Here is a 20809-nt window from a genome sequence, read left to right on the forward strand (position 1 = left end):
CCTTACCTTGGGGCGGCCGTTTCCCGCCACCCCGCCACCATGAAGCCGCCCGCCCCGCCCGCCACCGGGGCCCCCGGCCTCCGAAAAGCCCTCACGCCGCTGCACCTCTGGGCCCTGGCCGTGGGCCTGGTCATCTCGGGCGAGTACTTCGGCTGGAACTACGGCTGGGCGGTGGCCGGGCCGGTGGGCTTTCTCGTCGCCACGGGGCTGGTCACGGTGCTCTACGTGGCGTTCGTGTTCAGCTTCACGGAGCTGACGACGGCCTTGCCCAGCGCGGGCGGGCCGTTTGTGTACGCGCAGGCGGCGTTTGGGCCCCTGGGGGGCCTGGTGGCCGGCTACGCCACGCTGGTCGAGTTCTTGTTCACGCCGCCGGCCATTGCGTTTGCGCTGGGCAGCTACGGGCATTTTCTGGTGCCCGCGCTGCCGGTGCTGGGCACGGCGCTGGGCTGCTACGCGGTGTTTACCTTGGTAAACCTGCTGGGTATCAAGGAGTCGGCCACGTTTTCGCTGGTGGCCACGGGGCTGGCGGTGGCCGAGCTGCTGCTGTACCTGGGGCTGGTGGCCCCGCACTTTCGGGCAGAGAACTTCCTGGCCCACCCGGTGCCGCTGCGGGCGGGCGGGGTGCTGGCGGCGCTGCCGTTCGCCATTTGGTTTTACCTGGCCATCGAGGGCGTGGCGCTGGTGGCCGAGGAGGTGCAAGACCCGCGCCGCGCCATCCCGCGGGGCTACGGCTACGGCCTGGGCACGCTGGTGGCGCTGGCCCTGGGCGTGATGGTGCTGACCGGCGGCGTGGGCGACTGGCGCCGCCTGGCCCGCCTCGACTACCCGCTGCCCGAGGCCCTGGCCCTGGTGCTGGGCCGGGGCAGCCGCTGGACCAGCTTTTTTGCCAGCATCGGCTTGTTTGGGCTGGTGGCCTCGTTCCACGGCACCATCATCGGCTACTCGCGGCAGGTATTTGCCCTGGCGCGGGCGGGCTATTTGCCCGGTTTCCTGGCCCGCCTCAACGGCCGCCAGGCGCCGCACTGGGCCCTGGCGGCGGGCGCCGCGGTGGGCGTGGGGGCCCTGCTCACCGGCACCACCGACCAGCTCATCGTGCTGGCCGTGCTGGGGGCCCTGGTGATGTACATCGTCAGCCTGCTCAGCCTCTTCGCCCTGCGCCGCCGCCGGCCGGAGCTGGCGCGCCCCTTCGCCGTGCCCGGCTACCCGTGGGTGCCGCTGCTGGCCCTGGCCCTCGCCCTGCTGAGCCTGGGGGCCCTGGTGTACTACAACCTGCGGCTGAGCGGCGTGTTCGCGGCGGTGGGGCTGGTGCTGCTCGGGGCGTTTGTCGGGCTGGGCGGGGCCCGGCGGCTGCGGTAGGCGGACGCTCCGTAGGCTGGCGTTATTGCTAGGGCCGAAGGATGGGGCAAGGGTGTAAAAGCGGTACTTTCATTTCATGACAAAATCTCTCAAACTTTTGGCCATAGCCCTGTTGTGTTCGTGCAGTAATAACGACGTTAAGAATGCTCATGTTTTCGGAACATTGGTCGACCACACCACCCAGAAGCCGTTGAAAGGAAAAAAATTGATGGTGCAATCCGCGTACTATCAGGGGGGAGACTACGATAGCTATAACGGGTATGTCGACAGCATTCTTACCACGGACGAAAACGGTCGGTTTGAAGGATTTTTTGATAAAATTTGCTACATACAAATTCGCGCTAAAACAGCGCAAGGTGACACACTTTTATATGCCCACGAAATATTCAGCAAAGAAAAACGGATAGATTTAGCGCTGTAGGTCCTCGATTTTACTATAAATCTGTTCCTGGCTACCGCAAATATTCGTTGGCCGTACCGATTCGAAACCAATGCCCTACCGCCACACCGTCCGCCAGCACACCTACGTGTTCAACGACCTGAAAGCGCTGCTGGCGCGGGCCTCGCCGCTGCGCGCCGGCGACGCGCTGGCCGGCGTGGCCGCCGCCACCTACGAGGAGCGCGTGGCCGCCCAGTACGCACTGGCTGACGTGCCGCTGCGCAATTTCCTCAGCGAGGCGCTGGTGCCTTACGAGCAGGACGAGGTGACGCGGCTCATTATGGACACCCACGACGCGGCGGCGTTTGCGCCCGTGGGCCACGCCACGGTGGGGCAGCTGCGCGACTGGCTGGTGTCGGACGCTGCTGACGCGGGGGCCCTGGCCGCGCTGGCCCCGGGCCTGACGCCCGAAATGGTGGCCGCCGTGAGCAAGCTGCTGCGCAACCAGGAGCTGATTGCCGTGGCCCGCCGCGTGGAGGTCGTCACGCGCTTCCGCAACACGCTGGGGCTGCGCGGGCGCCTGGCCACCCGCCTGCAGCCCAACCACCCCACCGACGGCCTGCGCGGCATCGCCGCCAGCCTCGTGGACGGCCTGCGCTACGGCAGCGGCGACGCCGTGATTGGCATCAACCCGGCCACTGACAATACGCAGGCCGTGAGCAACTTGCTGCACATGCTGGACGCCGTGCGCGAGCAATACGCCATTCCCACCCAGGCCTGCGTGCTGTGCCACGTCACCACCGCTTTGCAATTGATTGAGCAGGGGGCCCCGGTAGACCTCACGTTTCAGTCCATCGCCGGCACCGAGGCCGCCAACGCCAGCTTCGGCCTCAACCTGAGCGTGTTGCAGGAAGCCTGGGAGGCCACGCGGGGCCTGAACCGCGGCACGGTGGGGCAGGACGTGATGTACTTCGAAACCGGCCAGGGCAGCGCCCTCTCGGCCAATGCCCACCACGGGCTGGACCAGCAAACCTGCGAGGCCCGGGCCTACGCCGTGGCCCGGCGCTTCCGGCCGCTGCTGGTAAATTCGGTGGTCGGCTTCATCGGCCCCGAGTACCTCTACGATGGCAAGCAAATCATCCGGGCGGCGCTCGAAGACCACTTTTGCGGCAAGCTGCTGGGCCTGCCCATGGGCGTGGACGTGTGCTACACCAACCACGCCGAGGCCGACCAGGACGACACCGACACGCTGCTCACGCTGCTGGGCGTGGCGGGCTGCAACTTCGTCATGGGCGTGCCCGGGGCCGACGACATCATGCTCGGCTACCAGTCCACGTCCTTCCACGACGCGCTGTACCTGCGCCGGGTGTTGGGCCTGCGCCCGGCCCCCGAGTTCGAGGCCTGGCTGGTGCAGCAGGGCATTTTCGACGCCCAGGGGGCCCTGCTGCCCGCGTCGGCTGCCGCCCCGCTGCTGGGCCAGCTGCCGGCGCCGCTGCGGTAGGGCCCCGGGAGTGGCGTTATTCCCAAATAAAAACTGCACAAAAATGAACGGTCATGCAGCGCGCAGCGAAGCATTTCTACTGCGCCAGTAATCAGGGATTAGTTACGCGGGAAAGTTGCTTCGCTGCGCGCTGCATGACCGCCTTTTTTCTAATTCGAGAACAAGTCTACTAAGTGTTTCCTCCGTTTCCTGCTGGTTGATGGTTGCTTAACCACCGCCCCGCTGCTAGCCGCCGAAGCCGCCGGTGTCGCCTTTGGGCTGGTTTTCGATGGAGCTTGCGGGCTTGTTATTGCCCAGAAACCAGGTGAAGCCCAGGTAGCCCACGCGCGTTTCGTACTTGGTTTGCAGGTCGGCGCTGAGGCCGTCGGCGGCCAGCTGAGCGTACTGGCGGCGCGTGTTGAACAGGTCGCTGACGCGCAGGGTGAGCGCGGCGCGGTCGTGGAATAGCCGCTGGCGCAGGGCCACGTCCACGCCGTACACGGCCAGCAGGCGGCCCTGCGGCACCACCAGCGGGGCCCGGTAGTTGCCGCTAAGCTGCAGGGCCAGCGCCTTGGTGGGGCTGAAAGTATTCAGCAAGTACGCCGTGCCGGTGAAGTTGGCGCGGGTGCCGTCGCCGGCGTAGCTGGCCACCTGGCTGCGGAAAAACGAGCCGTTGGCCGTGAGCTTCCACCACGCCGCCAGCGGGTGCGTGAGCGAGATTTCCAGCCCGTAGCTGGCCGTGCGGCCGAAGTTGGCGTAGCTGGTGCGGGCAATGAAATCGGGCTGCCCGCTGAGGCGGGTCGCCAGGGTATCAATCGTGCGCAGGCTCTGGATGGATTGGCTGGCGAAGCGCCCGAACAGGGTGGTGCTGAGCGTGGTGGCCTGCCACGCCACCTGGTGGCCCAGCTCCGCCACGTGCACGTACTCGGGGCGCAGGTCGGGGTTGCCCACCACGTAGTTGCGGGCATCGGAGTAGATGGGCAACGCAATGATTTGCAGAAAGTTGGGCCGGTTGAGCCGGCGGGAGTAGCTGAGCTGGAGGCGCTGCTCGTGGGGCAGCGTGCGCGCCACCGTAGCCGAGGGGAATACATTAAAAATGCGCTGGCTGGCCGAGCCCGTGGGCAGTACCTGGGCTTGCAGCCCCGTAAATTCGGCGCGCAGGCCGGCCTGGTAGTCCCACGCCCCGGCTTTCTGCTGGTAAGAGCCGTAGGCTTGCGGGATAACCTGCTGGTAGCGGTAGCGGTACGAGCCCGCTTCCTGCCGAACAAATTCGGCTTCGGCCGTTGGCTGCACCGCATAATCGGCCGTGCCGGGCGTCACCATCACGTCCGCCTTGACCCCCGCCCCCCAGCGGCGCTTTTCGTCCAGCGGGTGCACGTAGTCGACCTGCGCCGAGGGCATCTGAATAACTACGTCGAGCAGCTGCTGGCGGGCCTGGCGCGAGTAGCTGGCGGGGCCGTCCAGCACGCGCTGCTGGGTCGTCACCGTGCCGCCGTCCAGGGTATAGGTGGCGCTGGCGGTTAGCTCGCGGCCGGGGTGGGCGGCCCAGGTGCGCCGGTAATTGCCCGAGACGCGGCCGTCGTAGAGATTGTCGACTTCCAGGTTTTGGTTTTGCAGGGTAATGGTAGGGTCGCTATCGTGGGTAAGCAGGGTAGTAAAGTTCTGCGTGGTCCGGAAATCCTGTTTATTGCACTGGGCCGTCAGCGTAAAATGTTGTTCGTCGTTGAGGGCGTATTCAACGCCCAGGCGCAGGTTATAGTTGGTTTGGTGGCGCATGTTGGAGCCCGTCTGGTCGGTGCGGGTGGTGCGGCCGTCCACCGTGGCCACTTGCTGCAAGGCCGAGCTACCGTGAAACTGATTGTTCAGTCCATCAGCTCCCCCAAAAAAGTTGAATTTGCCGACCTGCCGGTTGAGGTTGAGCGACGCGCTGTACTTATCGCGGGTGCCCACCGTGGCCAGCACGTCGCCGTTCCAGCCGGGCTGGGTTTGCTTTTTCTGCACCAGGTTGATGATGCCGCCCGTGCCCTGGGCCGAATACTGGGCCCCCGGGTTGGTGATGACCTCGATGGTTTCGAGGCGGCTGGCGGGCAGCTGGTCGAGGCGCAGGCTGCTGGGCGCGGGCTTGCCGTCGAGGTAAAGCGTGACGCTGGAGCTGCCCCGCAGGCTCACCTGCCCGTTGTCGTCCACGGCCACGGCGGGCACTTTCTGGAGCACATCCGCCGCCGTGCCGCCCGCGCTGTTCAGGTCCTTCGCTACGTTGACAATGGTTTTGCCCAGCTCGTTGACCACCGCCGCCTTTTCGCCCTGCACCACCACGCCGCCGAGCTGCACGGCCGCCGGTGCCAGCAGCCACTCGCCCAGGCGAACCGCCGGGGCCCCGGCGCGCAGCACAACGAGCCGGCGCGCGGACTGGTACCCCAGGGCCTCGGCCCGGAGCAGGTACGTGTTCGGCGCGAAGCCAGCCAGCGCAAACGTGCCGTTTTCAGCCGTTTGGGCGTTGCCCGCCAGGGTGGAGTCGGGCAGCCGCAATAGCAAGACGTTGGCAAAGGGCAGCGGCTGGCGCGTGCGCTGGTCCAGCAGCGTACCAGCTATTTGCCCGGGGCCCTGGGCCGCCGCAAGTTGGGGCAACAAGCTAACCACCGCCAGCAAGAAAGCCATGACCTTTCCCGAGTTTACAAGTGCCAAACGGCCGCGAGCATGATGCCGTAACCAAGCTGCTAAAAGCCTGATATTTGAGGTAAGTGCTTGGTTAATAAATTTGCTTGCAATGCAAGATACCAGGCAATACCTAGTAGGTTGAGTTGAGTAGTGGGACGAATTCATGAGAGATTTGAAGGTTAAGCGAGATGAAAACGTAGCGTCGTTGGTCGCAGTCGCTCCCGGGCGCTGGGGGCTTTAGAGGCCATCGGGCGAACAGGCCCCACGGGGCAGGGCAGTTAACTTCAGGCAGGTCTCGTGAGGTTCACGCCGGCCCGACTGAAGTTGACGGCTCTGAAAGGCGGGGCAGAAAAAGCGTTGCGTGGGCCTACTTTGCCTGGCGGCGTAAGTAGAGGTAGTAGGCCAAAAAGCCCAGCGCGGTGCTGAAAAGCAGAATAATAACGGAGTGAAGGCCCAGGGGCAGGTACCGGCTGCACAGCAGGAGCCCCCCACCGCTGCTCAACAGCAGTGCGACCCACTTCACGACCTTGTTCTGCTCGTCCTGCGGGCCGGGTAGGAGGCGTTCGACAATGCTCTCCGAGGTAGCCGACGTAATTATCTGCCGCTTCAGTAGGTAATTCAAGACCAGCCTGATAGCGGCCAACACGAAGTAACCGAGCAGAAAAAGCGCGAATGCGGGAAAAAGGACCCGTCGGGCGAATTCCAACGCGTTGTTATCAAGGGTCAGCCCCGGGATACTCTGCGCCGGGGCCCCCCAGGCAGTCAGGCAAAAAAGCAGAAGCAGCCAGGTGCGTTTCATGGGGTGGGCCGGGGGGTAGTACCGCATGAGACCGGCCAGCGCCGGTCGGGTTGCAAAAAATTACGAAAAAGTGAGCAGGCGCATGTGCCGGCGGTGCCGGACCAGCAACTCCAGGCCCTGCCCGGCCACGACGAAGCCGGCCACCGCCACTAGCCCGGCGCCCAGCCCAGTTGACCAGTTCTGAAACACCTGCCCCAGCGCGCCGCCAAACAGCGCCACAAACGCGACCACTACCCCCAACACCGGCACGGCCACCAGCACGAGCACCCAGGGGAAAGCTGGCTTCGGCCGGGGCAGCTGGGCCAGTACCGCCGCCGCGAGATCAAAATTAAAAGCGGGTGGCGGCAGGTGGGCCGCGGCGGCAAACAGCTGCCGGTACGTGGCTACCCGGGCCTGGCAAAGGCGGCAAGCGGGCAGGTGGGTGGCCGCCGCCGCTGGGAGCGGGGCGGCGGCCGCGGCAAGTTGCAGGTTGTCGTCGGAAAGGTGGGGCTGGGTCATAGGTCGTCGCGGTGGTAGGTGGCCAGCAGGCGTTGCTTCAAGAGTTTGCGCGCCCGGAATAGGTAGTTTTTCACCGTCCCGTCCGGCAGGGACGTTACCTGGGCGATTTCCTCGTAGCTCAATTCTTGTTGGTGGTAGAGGGCAACCAGGGTGCGGTAGAGCGGGGGCAGCTGCTCGATGGCCGCGCTTAAAATGCCGGCCAGGTCTTGGTCGAAAAGGGCCGTTTCCGGGTCGTAGCCCGGCCCGGCCACCGGGGTTGGGGGGCCCCGGCGGCCTGCTTCCGCCGCGTCGTCCGGCGTGGGCTCCGCCAAGTCCACCAGCACCAGCTGCTTCTTTTCCAGGTAGTGCAGGCACGTATTGTAGGCAATCTGACCCACCCAGGTTGAGAGCTTGGCCTGAAACTTAAACCCGGCCAGGTTCTTGAAAACCTTCAGGTACACTTCCTGCGCGATGTCCGGGCGGTCGGCGGGGTGGCGAATCATCTTGAACACCAGCTGCGTCACCAGGCCCTCCGTGCGCCGCACGAGCTGCCCAAAGGCCGCGGTATGGCCCCCCAGCACCTGCGCCACCAGCTGCTGGTCGGTTACCGGAGGGGTGGGCGAGTGGCTCATCTGCGGATGAGACCGATTAATCGGGAAGATGTTGCACGCGAACGTATGTGGGGCCCCCAACCGGCGCGCCTTTTCTTGCCCAATACTCTATTCCTGCGCTCGTGCTACCCCTTGCCCTGAGAATGGCTTTGTTCCTACCTTGGGGCAAAACAGCAACCCAACGCGCGCCGGCCAAGGCATGTCACTGCCCATGTCACTGCCCATGTTAAAAGTGCTTTCTTACGGCCTGGGTTTTTGCCTGCTGCTGGCACTGCTGGCTACGTACGTGCTGTTTTGGGGCCCCGGTGCTTGGGACAGGCGGCGGAATTGGAAAAACTCGTACCGGGCCCGCGCCGGAATGCCCGTGCGCGAGGCCCGGGCCATTATGGGCCCCGGGGGCCGCCAGTCCGTCTACCCCGGCTCGGGCTAAGTGGCGTATTTCTACGACCCGCCGCCGCTGGCCGCGGATCTTATTTCCTTTTCAGCCGGGAAGGACAGCCTGGTAATCGGCGTTAACCACGGCGAATAACCGCCGCGCCCTGCCCCAACGCCTTCCCCGCCGCCCATGCCCGAAACGCCCGCTTCTCTGCTACCCGCCGCCGACGGCCCCGCGCCCGACCCCTGGGCCGGGCTGCAAGCCTTCACCGCCGCCCGCATCGCCCTGGGGCGCACGGGCACCAGCGAGCCGCTGCGCGCGGCGCTGGCCTTCCGGCTGGCCCACGCCCACGCCCGCGACGCGGTGTACTCGGCCCTGGACGCCGACGGGCTGACGGCCGCGCTGGGGCCCCTGGGCCTGCCCGTGTGCCCGGTGCACAGCCGCGCCCCCGACCGCCCGGCCTACCTGCACCGCCCCGACTGGGGCCGCCAGCTCAACGAGGCGTCGCGGCAGGCGCTGGGGGCCCTGGGGCCGGGCCCCTGCGACGTGGCCGTGGTGCTGGCCGACGGCCTCTCGGCCACGGCCGTGAACGCCCACGCCGCCCCGCTGCTGGCGTTGCTGCTGCCGCCGCTGCAAGCCGCCGCCCTGCGGGTGGGGCCCCTGGTGCTGGCTGCGCAGGCCCGCGTGGCGCTCGGCGACGAAACCGGCCAGCTGCTGGGGGCCCGGCTGGTGCTGGTGCTCATCGGCGAGCGGCCGGGGCTGAGCGCACCCGACAGCCTGGGGGCCTACCTCACCCACGCGCCCCGGCCGGGCCTCACGGACGCGGCCCGCAACTGCGTCTCGAACATTCGGCCCGAAGGCCTGGGCTACGCCGCGGCGGCCGATACGCTGTTGTTTCTGCTGCGCGAGGCCCTGCGCCGGGGCCTGTCCGGCGTGGCGCTGAAGGACGAGTCGGGCCGGTTGGGCGCGTAAGGCCGGGCTTAGTACAAGCGGGGAAGCGTTAGTAGGCTTATTTCCAAATACTGGAAATCTTCAACGTCATGCTGAGCTTGTCGAAGCATCGCTCCCGCGGCAGTAAATCATGTTTAGTCAGCGGGAGAGCTGCTTCGACAAGCTCAGCATGACGTTCTTTTTACGGCGTTTCTGATTCAAGAACAAGTCTATTCAAAACCCGCGCCGTGGTGGGCCCCGAGGAGCAGTTCCAGGGCCCCGCGCCGAGCGCCGCGTCCGGGGCCGCCGCCGCCCCGGATTAGGGCCCCCGGCCGCGGGGCAGTTACTTTGGGGTTTTACGCGGCTTTTGCTTGTTATGATTACGCTAGAACCCTTCGGCCCCGCCGATTTTGCCCAGCTCATCGCCTGGATCGACACCGAGCAGCTGCTCAGCGAGTGGTGCGGCTCGCTCTTCGCCTTCCCGCTCACCCCCGACGATTTGGCCTGGTACATCCGCGGCGCCAACGACTTCGCCGCGCCCGACGTGTTCATTTACAAGGCCGTAGAAGCCGCCACCGGGCAGACGGTGGGCCACATCTCGCTGGGCAGCATCAGCGCGCGCGACCGGTCGGGGCGCATCACGCGGGTGCTGGTGGGGCCCGGCGCGGCGCGCGGGCGCGGCTACTGCGGGGCCATGGTGCGGGCGCTGCTGCGCATCGGCTTCGAAGCGTTGGGCCTGCACCGCATCGGCCTGGGCGTGTACGACTTTAACCACGGCGCCATCCGCTGCTACCGCGCCTGCGGCTTCCACACCGACGGCACCCTGCGCGACGTGGCCCGCCACGGCGACGCCTACTGGAGCCTGGTGGAAATGAGCATTCTCGGGCCCGAGTGGCGCGCCCAGCAGGCGGCCCTGGCGGCCGGCTAGGGCCCCGGGCGGCGCCGGCCGGTCACGCGGGGGCGGGCGGGGGGAGGGCCAGCGCCCGCAAAAAGGGGTGTAGCTGCGCCCAGGCGTCGGCAAACGGGATATTTTTGATGGTGCTGGGGGCAATGATCCACTCGTAGCGGCTGCCGTAGGGGTACCAGTTGAGGTGGCCCACGCGCTCGGCCACGTACAGCCCAAAGACGGGAATGCCGTAGGCCGCCGCCACGTGCACCGCCGCCGTGTCCGGCGACACCAGCACGGCCAGCTCGCCGATGACCGCCGCAAACTCGTCGAAGGACGCGGAGCAGAACACGGGCGCCGGGGCCAGGGCCTGGGCCACCCGCTCCTGGTCGGCCGGAGACGCCAGCACCACGGGCGTCCAGCCGTCGGCCCGCAGCGCGTCGGCCAGGCGGCGGTAGTTGTCGACGCCCCAAAACCGTGAGTCGCCGCCCGCGGACGTGTTGAGGCCGACGAAGCGGTGCGCGCCCGGAAAGGCCGTGCGCAAAAAATCCTGCGCTTTCCGCGTGGCCGCCGCCGGGGCCCGGTAGGCCAGGCGCAGCGGCCCGGGGCACCCCGCCGGCCCAAAAGCGGCCCCCAGGTGGGCCAAGCGCTCCACCACGTGGTGGCGGGCCGGGTCCAGGTCGGGCACCGGGTGCGTAAACAGGGCGGCGTTGCGCTTGCGCAGGGCCACCTTGTAGGGCGCGCGCAGCACCCCGGCCAGCAGGCTGACGGTGGTGGAGAGCTGCTCGTGCAAGTCGACGACCGCTACGGGCCGGAACGCCTGGGCCGCCCGGCGCGCGCGCCACAAGCCCAGGGGCCCCTTGCGGTACACGACGACGTGGTCCACGCTGGGATTATTGGCAAAAATAAAGTGGTTCTGAACGTCGGCGACGACGACCGTTCGGCAGCCAAAACGCTCCTTGATGGCCTGGATGCAAGGCGTGCTGACCAGCGCGTCGCCGATGCCGTTGAGCCGCAGAAACACCACGGTGTCGGCGGCGGTGAGGTGAACCGGCCCGGCCCCCACCCGGCCCCGGCGCAGGGCTAGAAACGCGTCGAGCGCCAGGTTCTTAAAAAAATGTTCCGCCCACTTCAGGCGGGCGGGGCGGCCAGGGGGCAACGGGGCTGGGGGCATCGGGCGGTGTGGGAAGGTGGGTGCAGCGGCGCCGCTGGGGCCCCGCGGTGGGAAGATACCCGGCCCGGCCCGCACCCCTACGCGGGGCGCTTTTTTATTTTCCTGGCGGGCCCCGCCTTTTTTTCGCCCGCGGCCCGCCCGCAGCGTGCCAGGGCAGGGGCCCCGAACCAAAACGGAACATTTTCCCGTTGTTAGGGAAAATGTTCCCATCTTTGGGGAAATATTTCCCGCCGTCGCCATGCCCGCCGCCGCTATTCACCCCCGCACCGCCGTTTATTCCGCCGCCCTGCTGAGCCTGGCCACCGCCGTGGCCGACCCCTACGCGCTGGTGATGGCGGCGCGCGCCGGCGTGCCGGCCAAAACGGCGTTCGACGTGGCCGGCGTGCTTCAGCTCCGCGCCGACGAGCTGGCCGACCTGCTGCACACCACCACCAAAACCCTGCGCACCTACCGCGAGGCCAAAAAGCGCCTGAGCCCCGCCGCCAGCGAGCAGGTGCTCAAGCTGCTGGCCCTGGCCCGCCGCGGCGAAGAAGTATTTGGGGCCCCGGCCGCGTTCCGGCGCTGGCTCAGCAAGCCCGCCTACGGCCTGGGGGCCCAGGTGCCGCTGGCGCTGCTCGAAACCAGCGGCGGCATCGACCTGGTGACGGAGGAAATCGACCGCATTGCCTACGGCGACCTGGCCTAACCGGGCCCCCCAGTAGCACCGTTGTGGAAGTCTACCGCATTTGCCTGGCCAAGTACGCCGACGCCCTGGTGGCCTCCGGCAACCCCGGCCGCTGGAACCTGCGCGGCCAGTTCGTGCTCTACGCCGCCGGCAGCCGGGCCCTGGCCTGCCTCGAAAACGTGGTGCACCGCAGCGGCGAGGGCCTCAGCGACCTGTTCAAGGTGGTGGTCATCGACTTCCCCGACGACCTGGCGGTGGAAGAACTCACGCTGGCTGACCTGCCCGCCGACTGGCAGTCGCCGGCGCACTACGCCCGCTGCCAGCCCCTGGGCGCGGCCTGGTACGCGCGCCGGGCCGCGGCCGTGCTGCGGGTGCCCTCGTCGGTCATCGCCCACGAGTTCAACTACGTCTTCAACACGCAACACCCCGATTTTGCCCGCGTGCGCCTCGTGGCCCGGGAGGATTTCGCATTCGACCCGCGCATTAAAGGCGAAGAGGCGGCGGGATAGCCAAATAATTAGCTAATTATCCACAATCGCCGGTTACCATTTTTAGCACGTTGCTACCTGAATTGTGGTGCAAAGTGCTTACAGTAAATCGGTTGTGGCTATAGTGCTATGCCCAGAATTGTACTAGGCATTTTCATCGGTATGGGTCCTGCTACTTGGCTTAGCATCTTCGGCGCATCGCACGGTTAATCCGCCTCACCACACGGTCGCCCTAAAAAGCGAAGCCCCGGCTGGTGGAACAGTCGGGGCTTCAAGAAGTAGGTGGGTCAAGCACCTAAACTTCTTCCTGGAATGAAAAAGGAACGTGCGAAACCGGGGTTTGAGCTAAGACTCAAACTTCGGATACCCCCGGAGCTAGTCAAGTGGCTCGTAGGGTTTCTGGTGAGTGGCAGCGCCCTATCGGCAGCCGCTCATTGGATTAAGTAGGGCAGGGGGCTGGACCGAAAGGTGCGGCCCCCTGTTTTGTTATTGCACTACATCTGTAGTACAGTTGCAGTGCAAGTGTTGTACAAGGCAAATCTAATAAAAGTTTATTGCTTTTTAAGCACGCTTTACTTGCCGAATAAAACGGTGGCCATCCTGCCCCACCCGCAAAACCTTTCCCCGGCCTTGCCCGTTTGGGAAACCGAACTACCTTTGCGGCCAGAATGACCACCCCCGCTTTCCCTTTTTGCTTCGCTGCAACGGCCGTTTTGGCCGGGAACGCCGCCGTGGGCCACGGCCATCCCCACCACCATCGGTAGGGGGCCGGGCGGCGTGCCGGGGGCTGATGCAGCGCCGGTAGCCCGCGCCTCCGCCGCCGCGCCCGTGCCGCGCCGTTGCGCCGGGTTTCTTGTTTCGTTTTCATTTTGTGGGATGCGCGCGGGGCGCCGCCGGCCGGTACTGGCCGGGCCTCCACGCCGCCGGCTCGCCGCCGCAGGGGCCCTAAGTGGCCGCCGCTTACCAAGTTTTCTATGCTCCGTTTAGCCATTCAGAAGTCCGGCCGCCTGAGCGAGGACTCGCTCCAGCTCATCCGCGAGTGCGGCATCAGCTTCCTCAGCAGCTCGTACAAGCTCAAGACCGAGGCCACCAACTTCCCGCTCGAAATCCTGTTTTTGCGCGACGACGACATCCCCGGCTACGTGCAGGACGGCGTGGCCGACCTGGGCATCGTGGGCCAGAACGTGCTCGAAGAAGCCGACGGCGCCCACTTGCAGGTGGAGGCCCTGGGCTTTAGCAAGTGCCGCCTGAGCCTGGCCGTGCCCCGCGGCGACGCCTACGACTCGGTGGCCACCTTGCAGGGCAAGAGCATCGCCACCTCGTACCCCCACCTGCTGGGCCGCTACCTGGCCGCCCACGGCGTGCAGGCCCAGCTGCACACCATCAGCGGCTCGGTGGAGATTGCGCCCAGCATCGGGCTGGCCGAGGCCATCTGCGACATCGTGAGCAGCGGCTCGACGCTGCTCGGCAACGGCCTGCGCGAGGTCGAAACCGTGTTCCGCTCCGAGGCCGTGCTCATCGCCCAGCCCAACCTGAGCGCTGAGCAAAAAGACCTACTTGATCAGCTCCAGTTCCGGATGCAGGCCGTGCGCCGGGCCAAGCGCAGCAAGTACATCATCCTCAACGCCCCGGTGGGGGCCCTCGACGAGGTGCGCCGCTTGCTGCCGGGCATCAAGTCGCCCACGGTAACGCCGCTGGCCGAGGCCGGCTGGGTGTCGGTGCAGTCGGTGGTGCAGGAAGACGACTTCTGGCACATCACCAGCCAGCTCAAGGCCGTCGGGGCCGAAGGCATCCTGGTGTTGCCCATTGAGAAAATGATTGCCTAAGCATTTCAGTGAACAGTTATCAGTGAACAACGAGCAGTTGCAAGGCTGCCCGAATTTGACTGCTAACTGTTAACTGAAAACTGTTCACTGTCTCATGCAAACCTACCGCACCCCCGCACCCGCCGCCTGGGGCCCCCTGCTGGCCCGCCCCGCCGCGGCCGAAAGCACCGCCGTGGCCGCCCGCGTGCAAGAAATCTTTGCCCAAGTAGCCGCCGGTGGCGACGACGCCCTGCGCCAGCTGGCCCAGGAGCTGGACCGCGCCGCCGTGACGGATTTGCGCGTGAGCGCCGCCGAATTTGCCGCCGCCGGGGCCCTGGTGCCGGCCGCGCTGCAAGCCGCCATCCGCCAGGCCAAGGCCAACATCGAAACCTTCCACGCCGCCCAGCGGGCGGTGGAAGCCCCCGTCGAAACCCAGCCGGGCGTGACGTGCTGGCGCCGGTCGGTGCCCGTGCAGCGGGTGGGCCTGTACGTGCCGGGCGGCTCGGCCCCGCTCTTCAGCACGCTGCTGATGCTGGGCGTGCCGGCCCGCCTGGCCGGCTGCCCCGAGGTGGTGGTGTGCACCCCGCCGCAGGCCGACGGCACCGTGAGCCCGGTCATTCTGTTCGTGGCCCAGCTATTGGGCATCACCACCGTGGTGAAGGCCGGCGGGGCCCAGGCCGTGGCCGCGCTGGCGCTGGGCACGGCGTCGGTGCCGGCGGTGGACAAGATTTTCGGGCCCGGCAACCGCTACGTGACGGCCGCCAAGCAGCTGGCCGCCGCCCGCTACGGCGTGGCCATCGACATGCCGGCAGGGCCATCGGAAGTGCTCGTCATCGCCGACGCCAGCGCCAACCCCGCCTTCGTGGCCGCCGACTTGCTCTCACAAGCCGAGCACGGCCCCGACTCGCAAGTCGTGCTGCTCACCGATTCGGAGGACACCTTATATAAGGTACAGGCGGAAGTAGAAACCCAACTGGCCGCCCTGCCGCGCCGCGACGTGGCCGCCCGGGCCCTGGCCGAAAGCCGCGCCGTGCTGCTGGCGGGCCCCGCCGCGATGCTGGAGTTCTCCAACCGGTACGCCCCCGAGCACCTGATTTTGGCCGTGGCCGACCCCGAGGCGCTGGCCGCGGGCGTCACCAACGCCGGCTCCGTGTTTTTGGGCCACCTCACGCCCGAGGCCGTGGGCGACTACGCCTCTGGCACCAACCACACGCTGCCCACCGGCGGCTACGCCCGGCAGTACAGCGGCGTGTCGCTCGACTCGTTCGTGAAGAAAATCACCTACCAGCGCCTCACCGCTGCCGGGGTGCAAGCCCTGGCCCCGGTGGTGGAAACGATGGCCGAAGCCGAGGGCCTGCACGCCCACGCCCGCGCCGTGGCCCTGCGCCGCGAAAGCCTGGAGCAGCCGCAGCAAGCTACCGCAGAACCTGAAGTGGCCCCGGCCTTTGACCTGGGGGCCCTGGTGCGGCCCAGCATCCGCCGGATGCAGCCGTACTCGTCGGCCCGCGACGAGTTTGAAGGCGCGGCCGCGGTGATGCTCGACGCCAACGAAAACAGCTTCGGCTCGGTCGGCGACCGGGTGTTCAACCGCTACCCCGACCCGCAGCAGCGGGCCGTGAAGGCGGCGCTGGCCCCGCTCAAGGGCGTGGCCCCGGCTCAGATTTTCCTCGGCAACGGCTCCGACGAGCCCATCGACTTGCTCGTGCGCCTCACCTGCGTGCCGGGCCAGGACGCCATCGCCGTGCTGCCGCCCACCTACGGCATGTACGAGGTGGCCGCCAACCTCAACGACGTGCGCGTGGAGCGCCTGCCGCTCACGGCCGACTTCCAGCTTGCGCCCGAAACCGTCGAGCAGCTGGCCCGCTCATCGGCCAAAATCGCCTTCCTCTGCTCGCCCAACAACCCCACCGGCAACCTGCTGGACCCGGCCGCCGTGGAGCAGGTGCTGCGCCGGTCCCGGGGCCTGGTGGTAGTGGACGAGGCCTACGGCGACTTCGCCGGAGCCCCGAGCTGGACCACGCGCCTGGCCGAATTCCCCAACCTGGTGGTGCTCCAGACGTTCTCCAAGGCCTGGGGCCTGGCTGGCCTGCGCCTGGGCGTGGCCTACGCCTCGCCGGACATCGTCGGCTACCTGAACAAAATCAAGCCCCCCTACAACCTCTCCGAAAACACCCAGCAGCTGGCCCTGGCCGCCCTGGGCGCCGCCGCCCGCCTGCCGGCCCTGCGCCAGCAAATTTTGGCCGGCCGCACCTGGCTGACGGAAGAACTGCACGACTTGCCCGTGGTCGAACACGTGTTCCCCTCGGACGCCAACTTCCTGCTGGTCCGTTTCCGCCCCGACGCCACGGCGGTGTACGACGCGCTGCGGGCCCGCGGCATCGTGGTGCGCAACCGCACCACGCAACCGGGTTGCGCGGGGTGCCTGCGCCTGACCGTGGGCACGCCCGCCGAAAACGAGCAGCTCGCCGACGCCCTGCGCGCCATCGGGGAGGAGCACCCCGCCACGGCCGACGCTGGGCTGGGGGCCCTGGTGGGCAACGCCTGACGCCGGGGCCCCCGGGCCCGTTGTACTTGTTAACCGCTACCTGTTAAATAGTAATTGATTTGAAGAAGGCCCTGTTCATCGACCGCGACGGCACCATTTTGATTGAGCCGCAGCCCAGCCAGCAAATTGACGGCCTCACGCCGGATAAGTTCCAGTTTGTGCCCGGCGCCATCAGCGGCCTGGCGCGCATTGCCCGCGAGCTGCCCAGCTACGAGCTGGTGCTGGTGAGCAACCAGGACGGCCTGGGCACGGCCAGCTTCCCGGAGGACACGTTCTGGCCCGCGCACCAACTCATGCTGGACATCCTGGCAGGGGAGGGCGTGCGCTTCGCCGCCGAGCACGTCGACCGCAGTTTCCCTGCCGATAACCTGCCCACTCGCAAGCCCGGCACCGGGATGCTGGGCCAGTACCTGGGCGCGGCCAGCGGCTACGACTTGGCGGGCTCCTTCGTCATCGGCGACCGCCGCACCGACGTGCAGCTGGCCCACAACCTGGGGGCGCGGGCCATCCTAGTGAACGCGGAGCCCGACGCAGAAGCCGCGCTGAGCACCACGGACTGGGACGAAATCTACCGCTTCCTGCGCTACCCGGCGCGGGTAGCCGTGGTGCAGCGCGACACCAACGAAACCCAGATTGAAATCCGGCTCAACCTTGACGGTACGGGCCAGACCGACATCCATACTGGGCTGGGGTTCTTTGATCACATGTTGGAACAATTGGGTAAACACAGCGGCTCGGATTTATTCATAAGGGTAAAAGGGGATTTGCACATCGACGAGCACCACACCGTGGAGGACACGGCCCTGGCCCTGGGCCAGGCCTTCGACAAGGCCCTGGGCGACAAGCGCGGGCTGGCCCGCTACGGCTTTTTGTTGCCCATGGACGAGGCCCTGGCCCAGGCGGCCATCGACTTTTCGGGCCGCCCGTGGCTGGTGTGGGACGCGGAGTTCAAGCGCGAGAAAGTGGGTGATTTGCCCACGGAGCTGTTCTTTCACTTTTTCAAGAGCTTCACCGACGCCAGCCGGGCCACACTCAACATTTCCTGCCGGGGCGACAACGAGCACCACAAGATCGAAGCCGTCTTCAAGGCCGTGGCCAAGGCCATCAAAATGGCGGTGGCCCGCGACGCCAGCTCGGCCATCCCGAGCACAAAGGGTATTCTGTAGCATTGGGCCCGATTATATACAAATGAATTAATCCCATTTGTGTATGGCTGTGCTTTGTTTATTTACGCATTTGGTTATGGTAGCGGTTGTGAATTATCAGGGCGGTAACGTCCAGTCCGTGTTGTTTGCCCTGGAGCGGCTGGGCGTGGAGGCCGTGCTGACCGACGAGGTGGACGTGTTGCGGGCGGCCGATAAAGTGCTGTTCCCGGGCGAAGGGGAGGCCTCGTCGGCCATGGCGGCGCTGCGCGCCACCGGCCTGCACGAGGTGCTGCCCACGCTCACGCAGCCGTTCCTGGGCATCTGCCTGGGCATGCAGCTGCTGGGCCGCCGCAGCGCCGAGGGCCCCGCCGGCGGCACCGAGCTGCTGGGCATGCTGCCCTTCGAGGTAGCGCGCTTCACGCCCCCGGACGCGGCCCACAAGGTGCCCCACATGGGCTGGAACAACCTCCACGACCTGCAAGGGCCGCTGTTTGCGGGCTTGGCGGGGCCCCCGGTGGCAGGCACTGGGGCCCCCAGCGCGGCCGACTACGTGTATTTCGTGCACAGCTACTATGCCCCGGTGGGCGACTACACCATTGCCCAGGCCAGCTACCCGGCCGGGGTGCCGTTCAGCGCCGGCGTGCGCCACCGCAACTTCTACGGGCTGCAGTTCCACGTCGAGAAGAGCGGCCCCGTGGGCGAGCAAATCCTGCGCAATTTCCTGCACGGCGACTTATAGGCCGGCCAAGCCGCTGTCCGTTCGCCGCCGGGTGGCCGGCCAACTCCGCCCAGGTAGCCCTCCTTGATTCCTTATTAACCAACGCCGCCGGCCACCGCCCGCCGGGGCCCCCGATTCCCATGGACCTCATCCCCGCCATCGACCTAATTAACGGCGCGTGCGTGCGCCTGACGGGCGGCGACTTCGCCCGCCAGACCACGTATTCCGCCGACCCCCTGGCCCAGGCCCAGCACTTCGAGCAGCTGGGGGCCACCCGCCTGCACCTGGTCGACCTCGACGGGGCCCGGGCCCGGGAGCCGCGCCAGCTGGCGGTGCTCGAGCGCCTGGCCCGGCACACCGGCCTGCGCATCGACTTTGGCGGGGGCATCCAGACCACGGCGGCGGCCGAGCAGGCCTTTGCGGCGGGCGCGGCCCAGCTCACGGCCGGCAGCATCGCCGCCCGCGACCCGGCGCTGGTCGGGGAGTGGCTGGCCCGGTTTGGGTCCGAGCGGATCATCATCGGGGCCGATTTTAAGGGCGACTACATCGCCGTGAGCGCCTGGACGGAGCAGTCCACCCAAACGCTGCCCGCCTTCATCGCCGCCTACCTGGTGGCCGGGGCCACCACCTTCATTTGCACCGACGTGAGCCGCGACGGCCAGCTCCAGGGCCCCGCCACCGCCACCTATACCACGCTGCGGCAGCAGTACCCCGCGGCGCAGCTCGTGGCCAGCGGCGGCGTCACGACCGTGGCCGACGTGGCCGCGTTGCGGGCGGTGGGCATGGCCGGGGCCATCATCGGCAAGGCCCTGTACGAGGGCACGATTACGGAGGAAGAATTGCGGGGGGAGTTGGCACGGTGAGTTTATTTGCTCAGCAACTGATGACCAGCCTGTTGTACGCCGCGTTTCCTACAGTAGCGCGGACGGAACTGGACCTTGTTTTTCAAGCCCTGCCGCTTGCCAACCAAGAACAGTTGCATGACAATAACAGCGATGCTGTAGCGCGGCTCGTCACGAAGGAAGCGGAAATCCTGTTTGTTAACGGCTACCAGGTGCGGGTACCTTACCGCGTCTATTTTGCTGAGCCGTCGTTGGCAACATTTGCAACAGAGGAAGCCCTGACGCACCGGCAGCGTAGCATCCTCCACTGCATCTACCTGCGGCACCACAACGGGTTTGTGCGCCAGCGCAGGTTGGAGCTGCTCTTGGCTGGGCCGGTTGAGGCGCTTGCCATGCCCTTTGTATTCAGTTTGTTAGGCGACTACGTAAAGGAAATTCTAGAGGTGTTGGAAGCCAACTTAACTCTTGAATTATTAAATGGCTACGTCGGACTCATCCGGGAGAATCCGCGTTTTTGGCAGCGTACCCAAGGGCGGGTTGCTAGCTATTGGGATGTTTATTACCGGGGCCGTCACCGCGGCGGCACGCCCTTCCGGCAATACGTTGGGGCCCGGCTGGTGAAACAACTGCAACAAGCGGTTCGGCAAGTCGGTTGAGTTTGTAATTCTGTCTTGCTTCACGTTTCCGCTGCCATGTTGCCGCCGTCGCTCCCTTCGTCTGCGCCCGTGTCCCTAACCACCGTGCTCTTCGACCTGGACGACACGCTGTTTGACCACATCGGCACGGCCCGGGCGGCGCTGGCCGCCACGGCTGCGGCGGATGCGCGGTTGCAGGCGGCCGATTCGGAGGCCCTCTACCAGCACTACAGCGAATTGCTGGAAGTGATTCACGCGCAGTTGCTGGCCGGTCGCTACACGTACGAGGAGGCGCGCCAACTCCGGTTCGAGCGCTTGCTGGGGCCCTACGGGGTGGGGGCGGCGGAGGTGCCGGCCATTGCGCAAGCCCATTACGGGCGCTACCAGCAACTGCGTCGGCCGCTGCCCGGGGCCCGGGCCCTGCTCGAAGCCTTGAAGCCGCACTACCGCATTGGCATCGTCACCAACAACCGCACGGCGGAACAAGTGGATAAATTGCGCCATTTGGGCATGACTCAGTTGGTCGATGCTTTGATTACCTCCGAAGACGTGGGCGTGCTGAAACCCGACCCGCGCATTTTCCAAGTGGCCCTGGCGCGGTTGGGGGCCCGGCCGGCGGAAACGGTGCTGGTGGGCGACAACTGGACGGCCGACGTGCTGGGGGCACTGGGGGTGGGCATCCGACCTGTGTGGCTCAACCGCACCGGGGCCCCCCGGCCGTTGGCCCACGTGCCCGAAATCACGGACCTGGCGTCACTGCCAGCTGTTTTGCAAACCATCACCAGCCGGTCCGCCGCGGTGGGGGCCCCGGCGGTGTAGTTTCCTTTTCTTTCGTTTACCT

20 protein-coding genes are annotated in these 20809 nt (G+C 66.6%); 15 read left to right on the forward strand and 5 right to left on the reverse strand.

The genetic code is table 11. The features are described from left to right. Positions 1-39: 39 nt before the first annotated feature. The 3 genes from eat (at position 40) to AXW84_RS09000 (ending at position 3236) form a co-directional block, all read left to right on the forward strand. Complete coding sequence (gene eat / locus AXW84_RS08990) at positions 40-1356, forward strand: ethanolamine permease (protein WP_068231657.1); 1317 nt, start codon at positions 40-42, stop codon at positions 1354-1356. A gap of 76 nt (positions 1357-1432) precedes the next feature. Further along, positions 1433-1777, forward strand: coding sequence for a hypothetical protein (locus AXW84_RS08995; protein WP_068231661.1), 345 nt, complete (start codon positions 1433-1435; stop codon positions 1775-1777). Between the two features lie 70 nt (positions 1778-1847). Continuing rightward, entirely contained in the window at positions 1848-3236 is a 1389-nt protein-coding gene (locus tag AXW84_RS09000) for an ethanolamine ammonia-lyase subunit EutB (protein ID WP_068231664.1), read from the forward strand. Positions 3237-3461: 225 nt separating this feature from the next. Here the strand turns inward: AXW84_RS09000 and AXW84_RS09005 are convergent, their stop codons facing one another. From AXW84_RS09005 to AXW84_RS09020, 4 genes are all read right to left on the reverse strand, one after another. Continuing rightward, positions 3462-5873 (reverse strand): outer membrane beta-barrel protein, encoded by a 2412-nt coding sequence (locus tag AXW84_RS09005; RefSeq protein WP_068231665.1) that lies wholly within the window; start codon positions 5871-5873, stop codon positions 3462-3464. Positions 5874-6240: 367 nt separating this feature from the next. Next, positions 6241-6672 carry a hypothetical protein gene (locus AXW84_RS09010; RefSeq protein WP_157886900.1) on the reverse strand — a complete coding sequence of 144 codons (432 nt, stop codon included), beginning with the start codon at positions 6670-6672 and terminating at the stop codon, positions 6241-6243. A gap of 60 nt (positions 6673-6732) precedes the next feature. After that, on the reverse strand, positions 6733-7170 hold the full coding sequence (locus tag AXW84_RS09015; protein ID WP_068231672.1) for a hypothetical protein: 438 nt from the start codon (positions 7168-7170) through the stop codon (positions 6733-6735). Further along, the gene (locus AXW84_RS09020) at positions 7167-7781 is read right to left on the reverse strand and encodes an RNA polymerase sigma factor (RefSeq protein ID WP_068231675.1); all 615 of its coding nucleotides are present in this window, start codon (positions 7779-7781) and stop codon (positions 7167-7169) included. The genes AXW84_RS09015 and AXW84_RS09020 overlap by 4 nt, the downstream gene beginning before the upstream one ends. A gap of 202 nt (positions 7782-7983) precedes the next feature. Between AXW84_RS09020 and AXW84_RS09025 the strand changes: the two genes are divergently transcribed. The 3 genes from AXW84_RS09025 to AXW84_RS09035 all read left to right on the forward strand — a co-directional run bounded on the left by AXW84_RS09025 (position 7984) and on the right by AXW84_RS09035 (position 9994). Beyond that, the gene (locus AXW84_RS09025; RefSeq protein ID WP_157886901.1) at positions 7984-8190 is read left to right on the forward strand and encodes a hypothetical protein; all 207 of its coding nucleotides are present in this window, start codon (positions 7984-7986) and stop codon (positions 8188-8190) included. 135 nt (positions 8191-8325) lie between these two features. Beyond that, a complete protein-coding gene (eutC, locus tag AXW84_RS09030) occupies positions 8326-9108 on the forward strand; it encodes an ethanolamine ammonia-lyase subunit EutC (protein WP_068231684.1) in 783 nt (260 codons plus the stop codon). Between the two features lie 334 nt (positions 9109-9442). After that, positions 9443-9994, forward strand: a complete 552-nt coding sequence (locus AXW84_RS09035; protein ID WP_068231688.1) for a GNAT family N-acetyltransferase — start codon at positions 9443-9445, stop codon at positions 9992-9994. Positions 9995-10016: 22 nt separating this feature from the next. On the opposite strand, the gene AXW84_RS09040 is transcribed toward AXW84_RS09035, so the two are convergent. Continuing rightward, entirely contained in the window at positions 10017-11126 is a 1110-nt protein-coding gene (locus AXW84_RS09040; protein ID WP_068231691.1) for a glycosyltransferase family 9 protein, read from the reverse strand. 238 nt (positions 11127-11364) lie between these two features. Between AXW84_RS09040 and parS the strand changes: the two genes are divergently transcribed. From parS to AXW84_RS09090, 9 genes are all read left to right on the forward strand, one after another. Further along, positions 11365-11811 (forward strand): type II RES/Xre toxin-antitoxin system antitoxin, encoded by a 447-nt coding sequence (parS, locus tag AXW84_RS09045; RefSeq protein ID WP_082773794.1) that lies wholly within the window; start codon positions 11365-11367, stop codon positions 11809-11811. A gap of 23 nt (positions 11812-11834) precedes the next feature. Further along, complete coding sequence (locus tag AXW84_RS09050; protein WP_068231694.1) at positions 11835-12299, forward strand: RES family NAD+ phosphorylase; 465 nt, start codon at positions 11835-11837, stop codon at positions 12297-12299. A 953-nt stretch (positions 12300-13252) separates the two neighbouring features. Next, entirely contained in the window at positions 13253-14104 is an 852-nt protein-coding gene (gene hisG / locus AXW84_RS09055; RefSeq protein WP_068231706.1) for an ATP phosphoribosyltransferase, read from the forward strand. Between the two features lie 94 nt (positions 14105-14198). Beyond that, complete coding sequence (gene hisD, locus AXW84_RS26410; protein WP_335339487.1) at positions 14199-16628, forward strand: histidinol dehydrogenase; 2430 nt, start codon at positions 14199-14201, stop codon at positions 16626-16628. 59 nt (positions 16629-16687) lie between these two features. Continuing rightward, on the forward strand, positions 16688-17794 hold the full coding sequence (gene hisB / locus AXW84_RS09070) for a bifunctional histidinol-phosphatase/imidazoleglycerol-phosphate dehydratase HisB (protein ID WP_068231709.1): 1107 nt from the start codon (positions 16688-16690) through the stop codon (positions 17792-17794). 76 nt (positions 17795-17870) lie between these two features. Continuing rightward, a complete protein-coding gene (gene hisH, locus AXW84_RS09075) occupies positions 17871-18512 on the forward strand; it encodes an imidazole glycerol phosphate synthase subunit HisH (protein WP_082773795.1) in 642 nt (213 codons plus the stop codon). Positions 18513-18631: 119 nt separating this feature from the next. Continuing rightward, positions 18632-19354, forward strand: coding sequence for a 1-(5-phosphoribosyl)-5-[(5-phosphoribosylamino)methylideneamino]imidazole-4-carboxamide isomerase (locus AXW84_RS09080; protein ID WP_068231715.1), 723 nt, complete (start codon positions 18632-18634; stop codon positions 19352-19354). Between the two features lie 20 nt (positions 19355-19374). Further along, on the forward strand, positions 19375-19989 hold the full coding sequence (locus tag AXW84_RS09085) for a hypothetical protein (protein ID WP_068231718.1): 615 nt from the start codon (positions 19375-19377) through the stop codon (positions 19987-19989). Between the two features lie 69 nt (positions 19990-20058). Continuing rightward, positions 20059-20787 (forward strand): HAD family hydrolase, encoded by a 729-nt coding sequence (locus AXW84_RS09090; RefSeq protein WP_068231721.1) that lies wholly within the window; start codon positions 20059-20061, stop codon positions 20785-20787. Positions 20788-20809: the final 22 nt, after the last annotated feature.

Source organism: Hymenobacter sp. PAMC 26628 (assembly GCF_001562275.1).
GTDB lineage: Bacteria > Bacteroidota > Bacteroidia > Cytophagales > Hymenobacteraceae > Hymenobacter.

Bases quoted from the DNA above. Each gene is read 5' to 3' on its own strand.
- AXW84_RS09040 (WP_068231691.1), bottom strand. From the start codon at position 11,126: ATGCCCCCAGCCCCGTTGCCCCCTGGCCGCCCCGCCCGCCTGAAGTGG.
- AXW84_RS09020 (WP_068231675.1), bottom strand. From the start codon at position 7,781: ATGAGCCACTCGCCCACCCCTCCGGTAACCGACCAGCAGCTGGTGGCG.
- eat (WP_068231657.1), top strand. From the start codon at position 40: ATGAAGCCGCCCGCCCCGCCCGCCACCGGGGCCCCCGGCCTCCGAAAA.
- eutC (WP_068231684.1), top strand. From the start codon at position 8,326: ATGCCCGAAACGCCCGCTTCTCTGCTACCCGCCGCCGACGGCCCCGCG.
- AXW84_RS09080 (WP_068231715.1), top strand. From the start codon at position 18,632: ATGGACCTCATCCCCGCCATCGACCTAATTAACGGCGCGTGCGTGCGC.
- hisH (WP_082773795.1), top strand. From the start codon at position 17,871: ATGGTAGCGGTTGTGAATTATCAGGGCGGTAACGTCCAGTCCGTGTTG.
- AXW84_RS09005 (WP_068231665.1), bottom strand. From the start codon at position 5,873: ATGGCTTTCTTGCTGGCGGTGGTTAGCTTGTTGCCCCAACTTGCGGCG.
- hisG (WP_068231706.1), top strand. From the start codon at position 13,253: ATGCTCCGTTTAGCCATTCAGAAGTCCGGCCGCCTGAGCGAGGACTCG.
- AXW84_RS09015 (WP_068231672.1), bottom strand. From the start codon at position 7,170: ATGACCCAGCCCCACCTTTCCGACGACAACCTGCAACTTGCCGCGGCC.
- AXW84_RS09085 (WP_068231718.1), top strand. From the start codon at position 19,375: ATGACCAGCCTGTTGTACGCCGCGTTTCCTACAGTAGCGCGGACGGAA.
- AXW84_RS09010 (WP_157886900.1), bottom strand. From the start codon at position 6,672: ATGAAACGCACCTGGCTGCTTCTGCTTTTTTGCCTGACTGCCTGGGGG.
- AXW84_RS09025 (WP_157886901.1), top strand. From the start codon at position 7,984: ATGTTAAAAGTGCTTTCTTACGGCCTGGGTTTTTGCCTGCTGCTGGCA.
- AXW84_RS09000 (WP_068231664.1), top strand. From the start codon at position 1,848: ATGCCCTACCGCCACACCGTCCGCCAGCACACCTACGTGTTCAACGAC.
- AXW84_RS08995 (WP_068231661.1), top strand. From the start codon at position 1,433: ATGACAAAATCTCTCAAACTTTTGGCCATAGCCCTGTTGTGTTCGTGC.
- AXW84_RS09035 (WP_068231688.1), top strand. From the start codon at position 9,443: ATGATTACGCTAGAACCCTTCGGCCCCGCCGATTTTGCCCAGCTCATC.
- hisD (WP_335339487.1), top strand. From the start codon at position 14,199: ATGCAAACCTACCGCACCCCCGCACCCGCCGCCTGGGGCCCCCTGCTG.
- parS (WP_082773794.1), top strand. From the start codon at position 11,365: ATGCCCGCCGCCGCTATTCACCCCCGCACCGCCGTTTATTCCGCCGCC.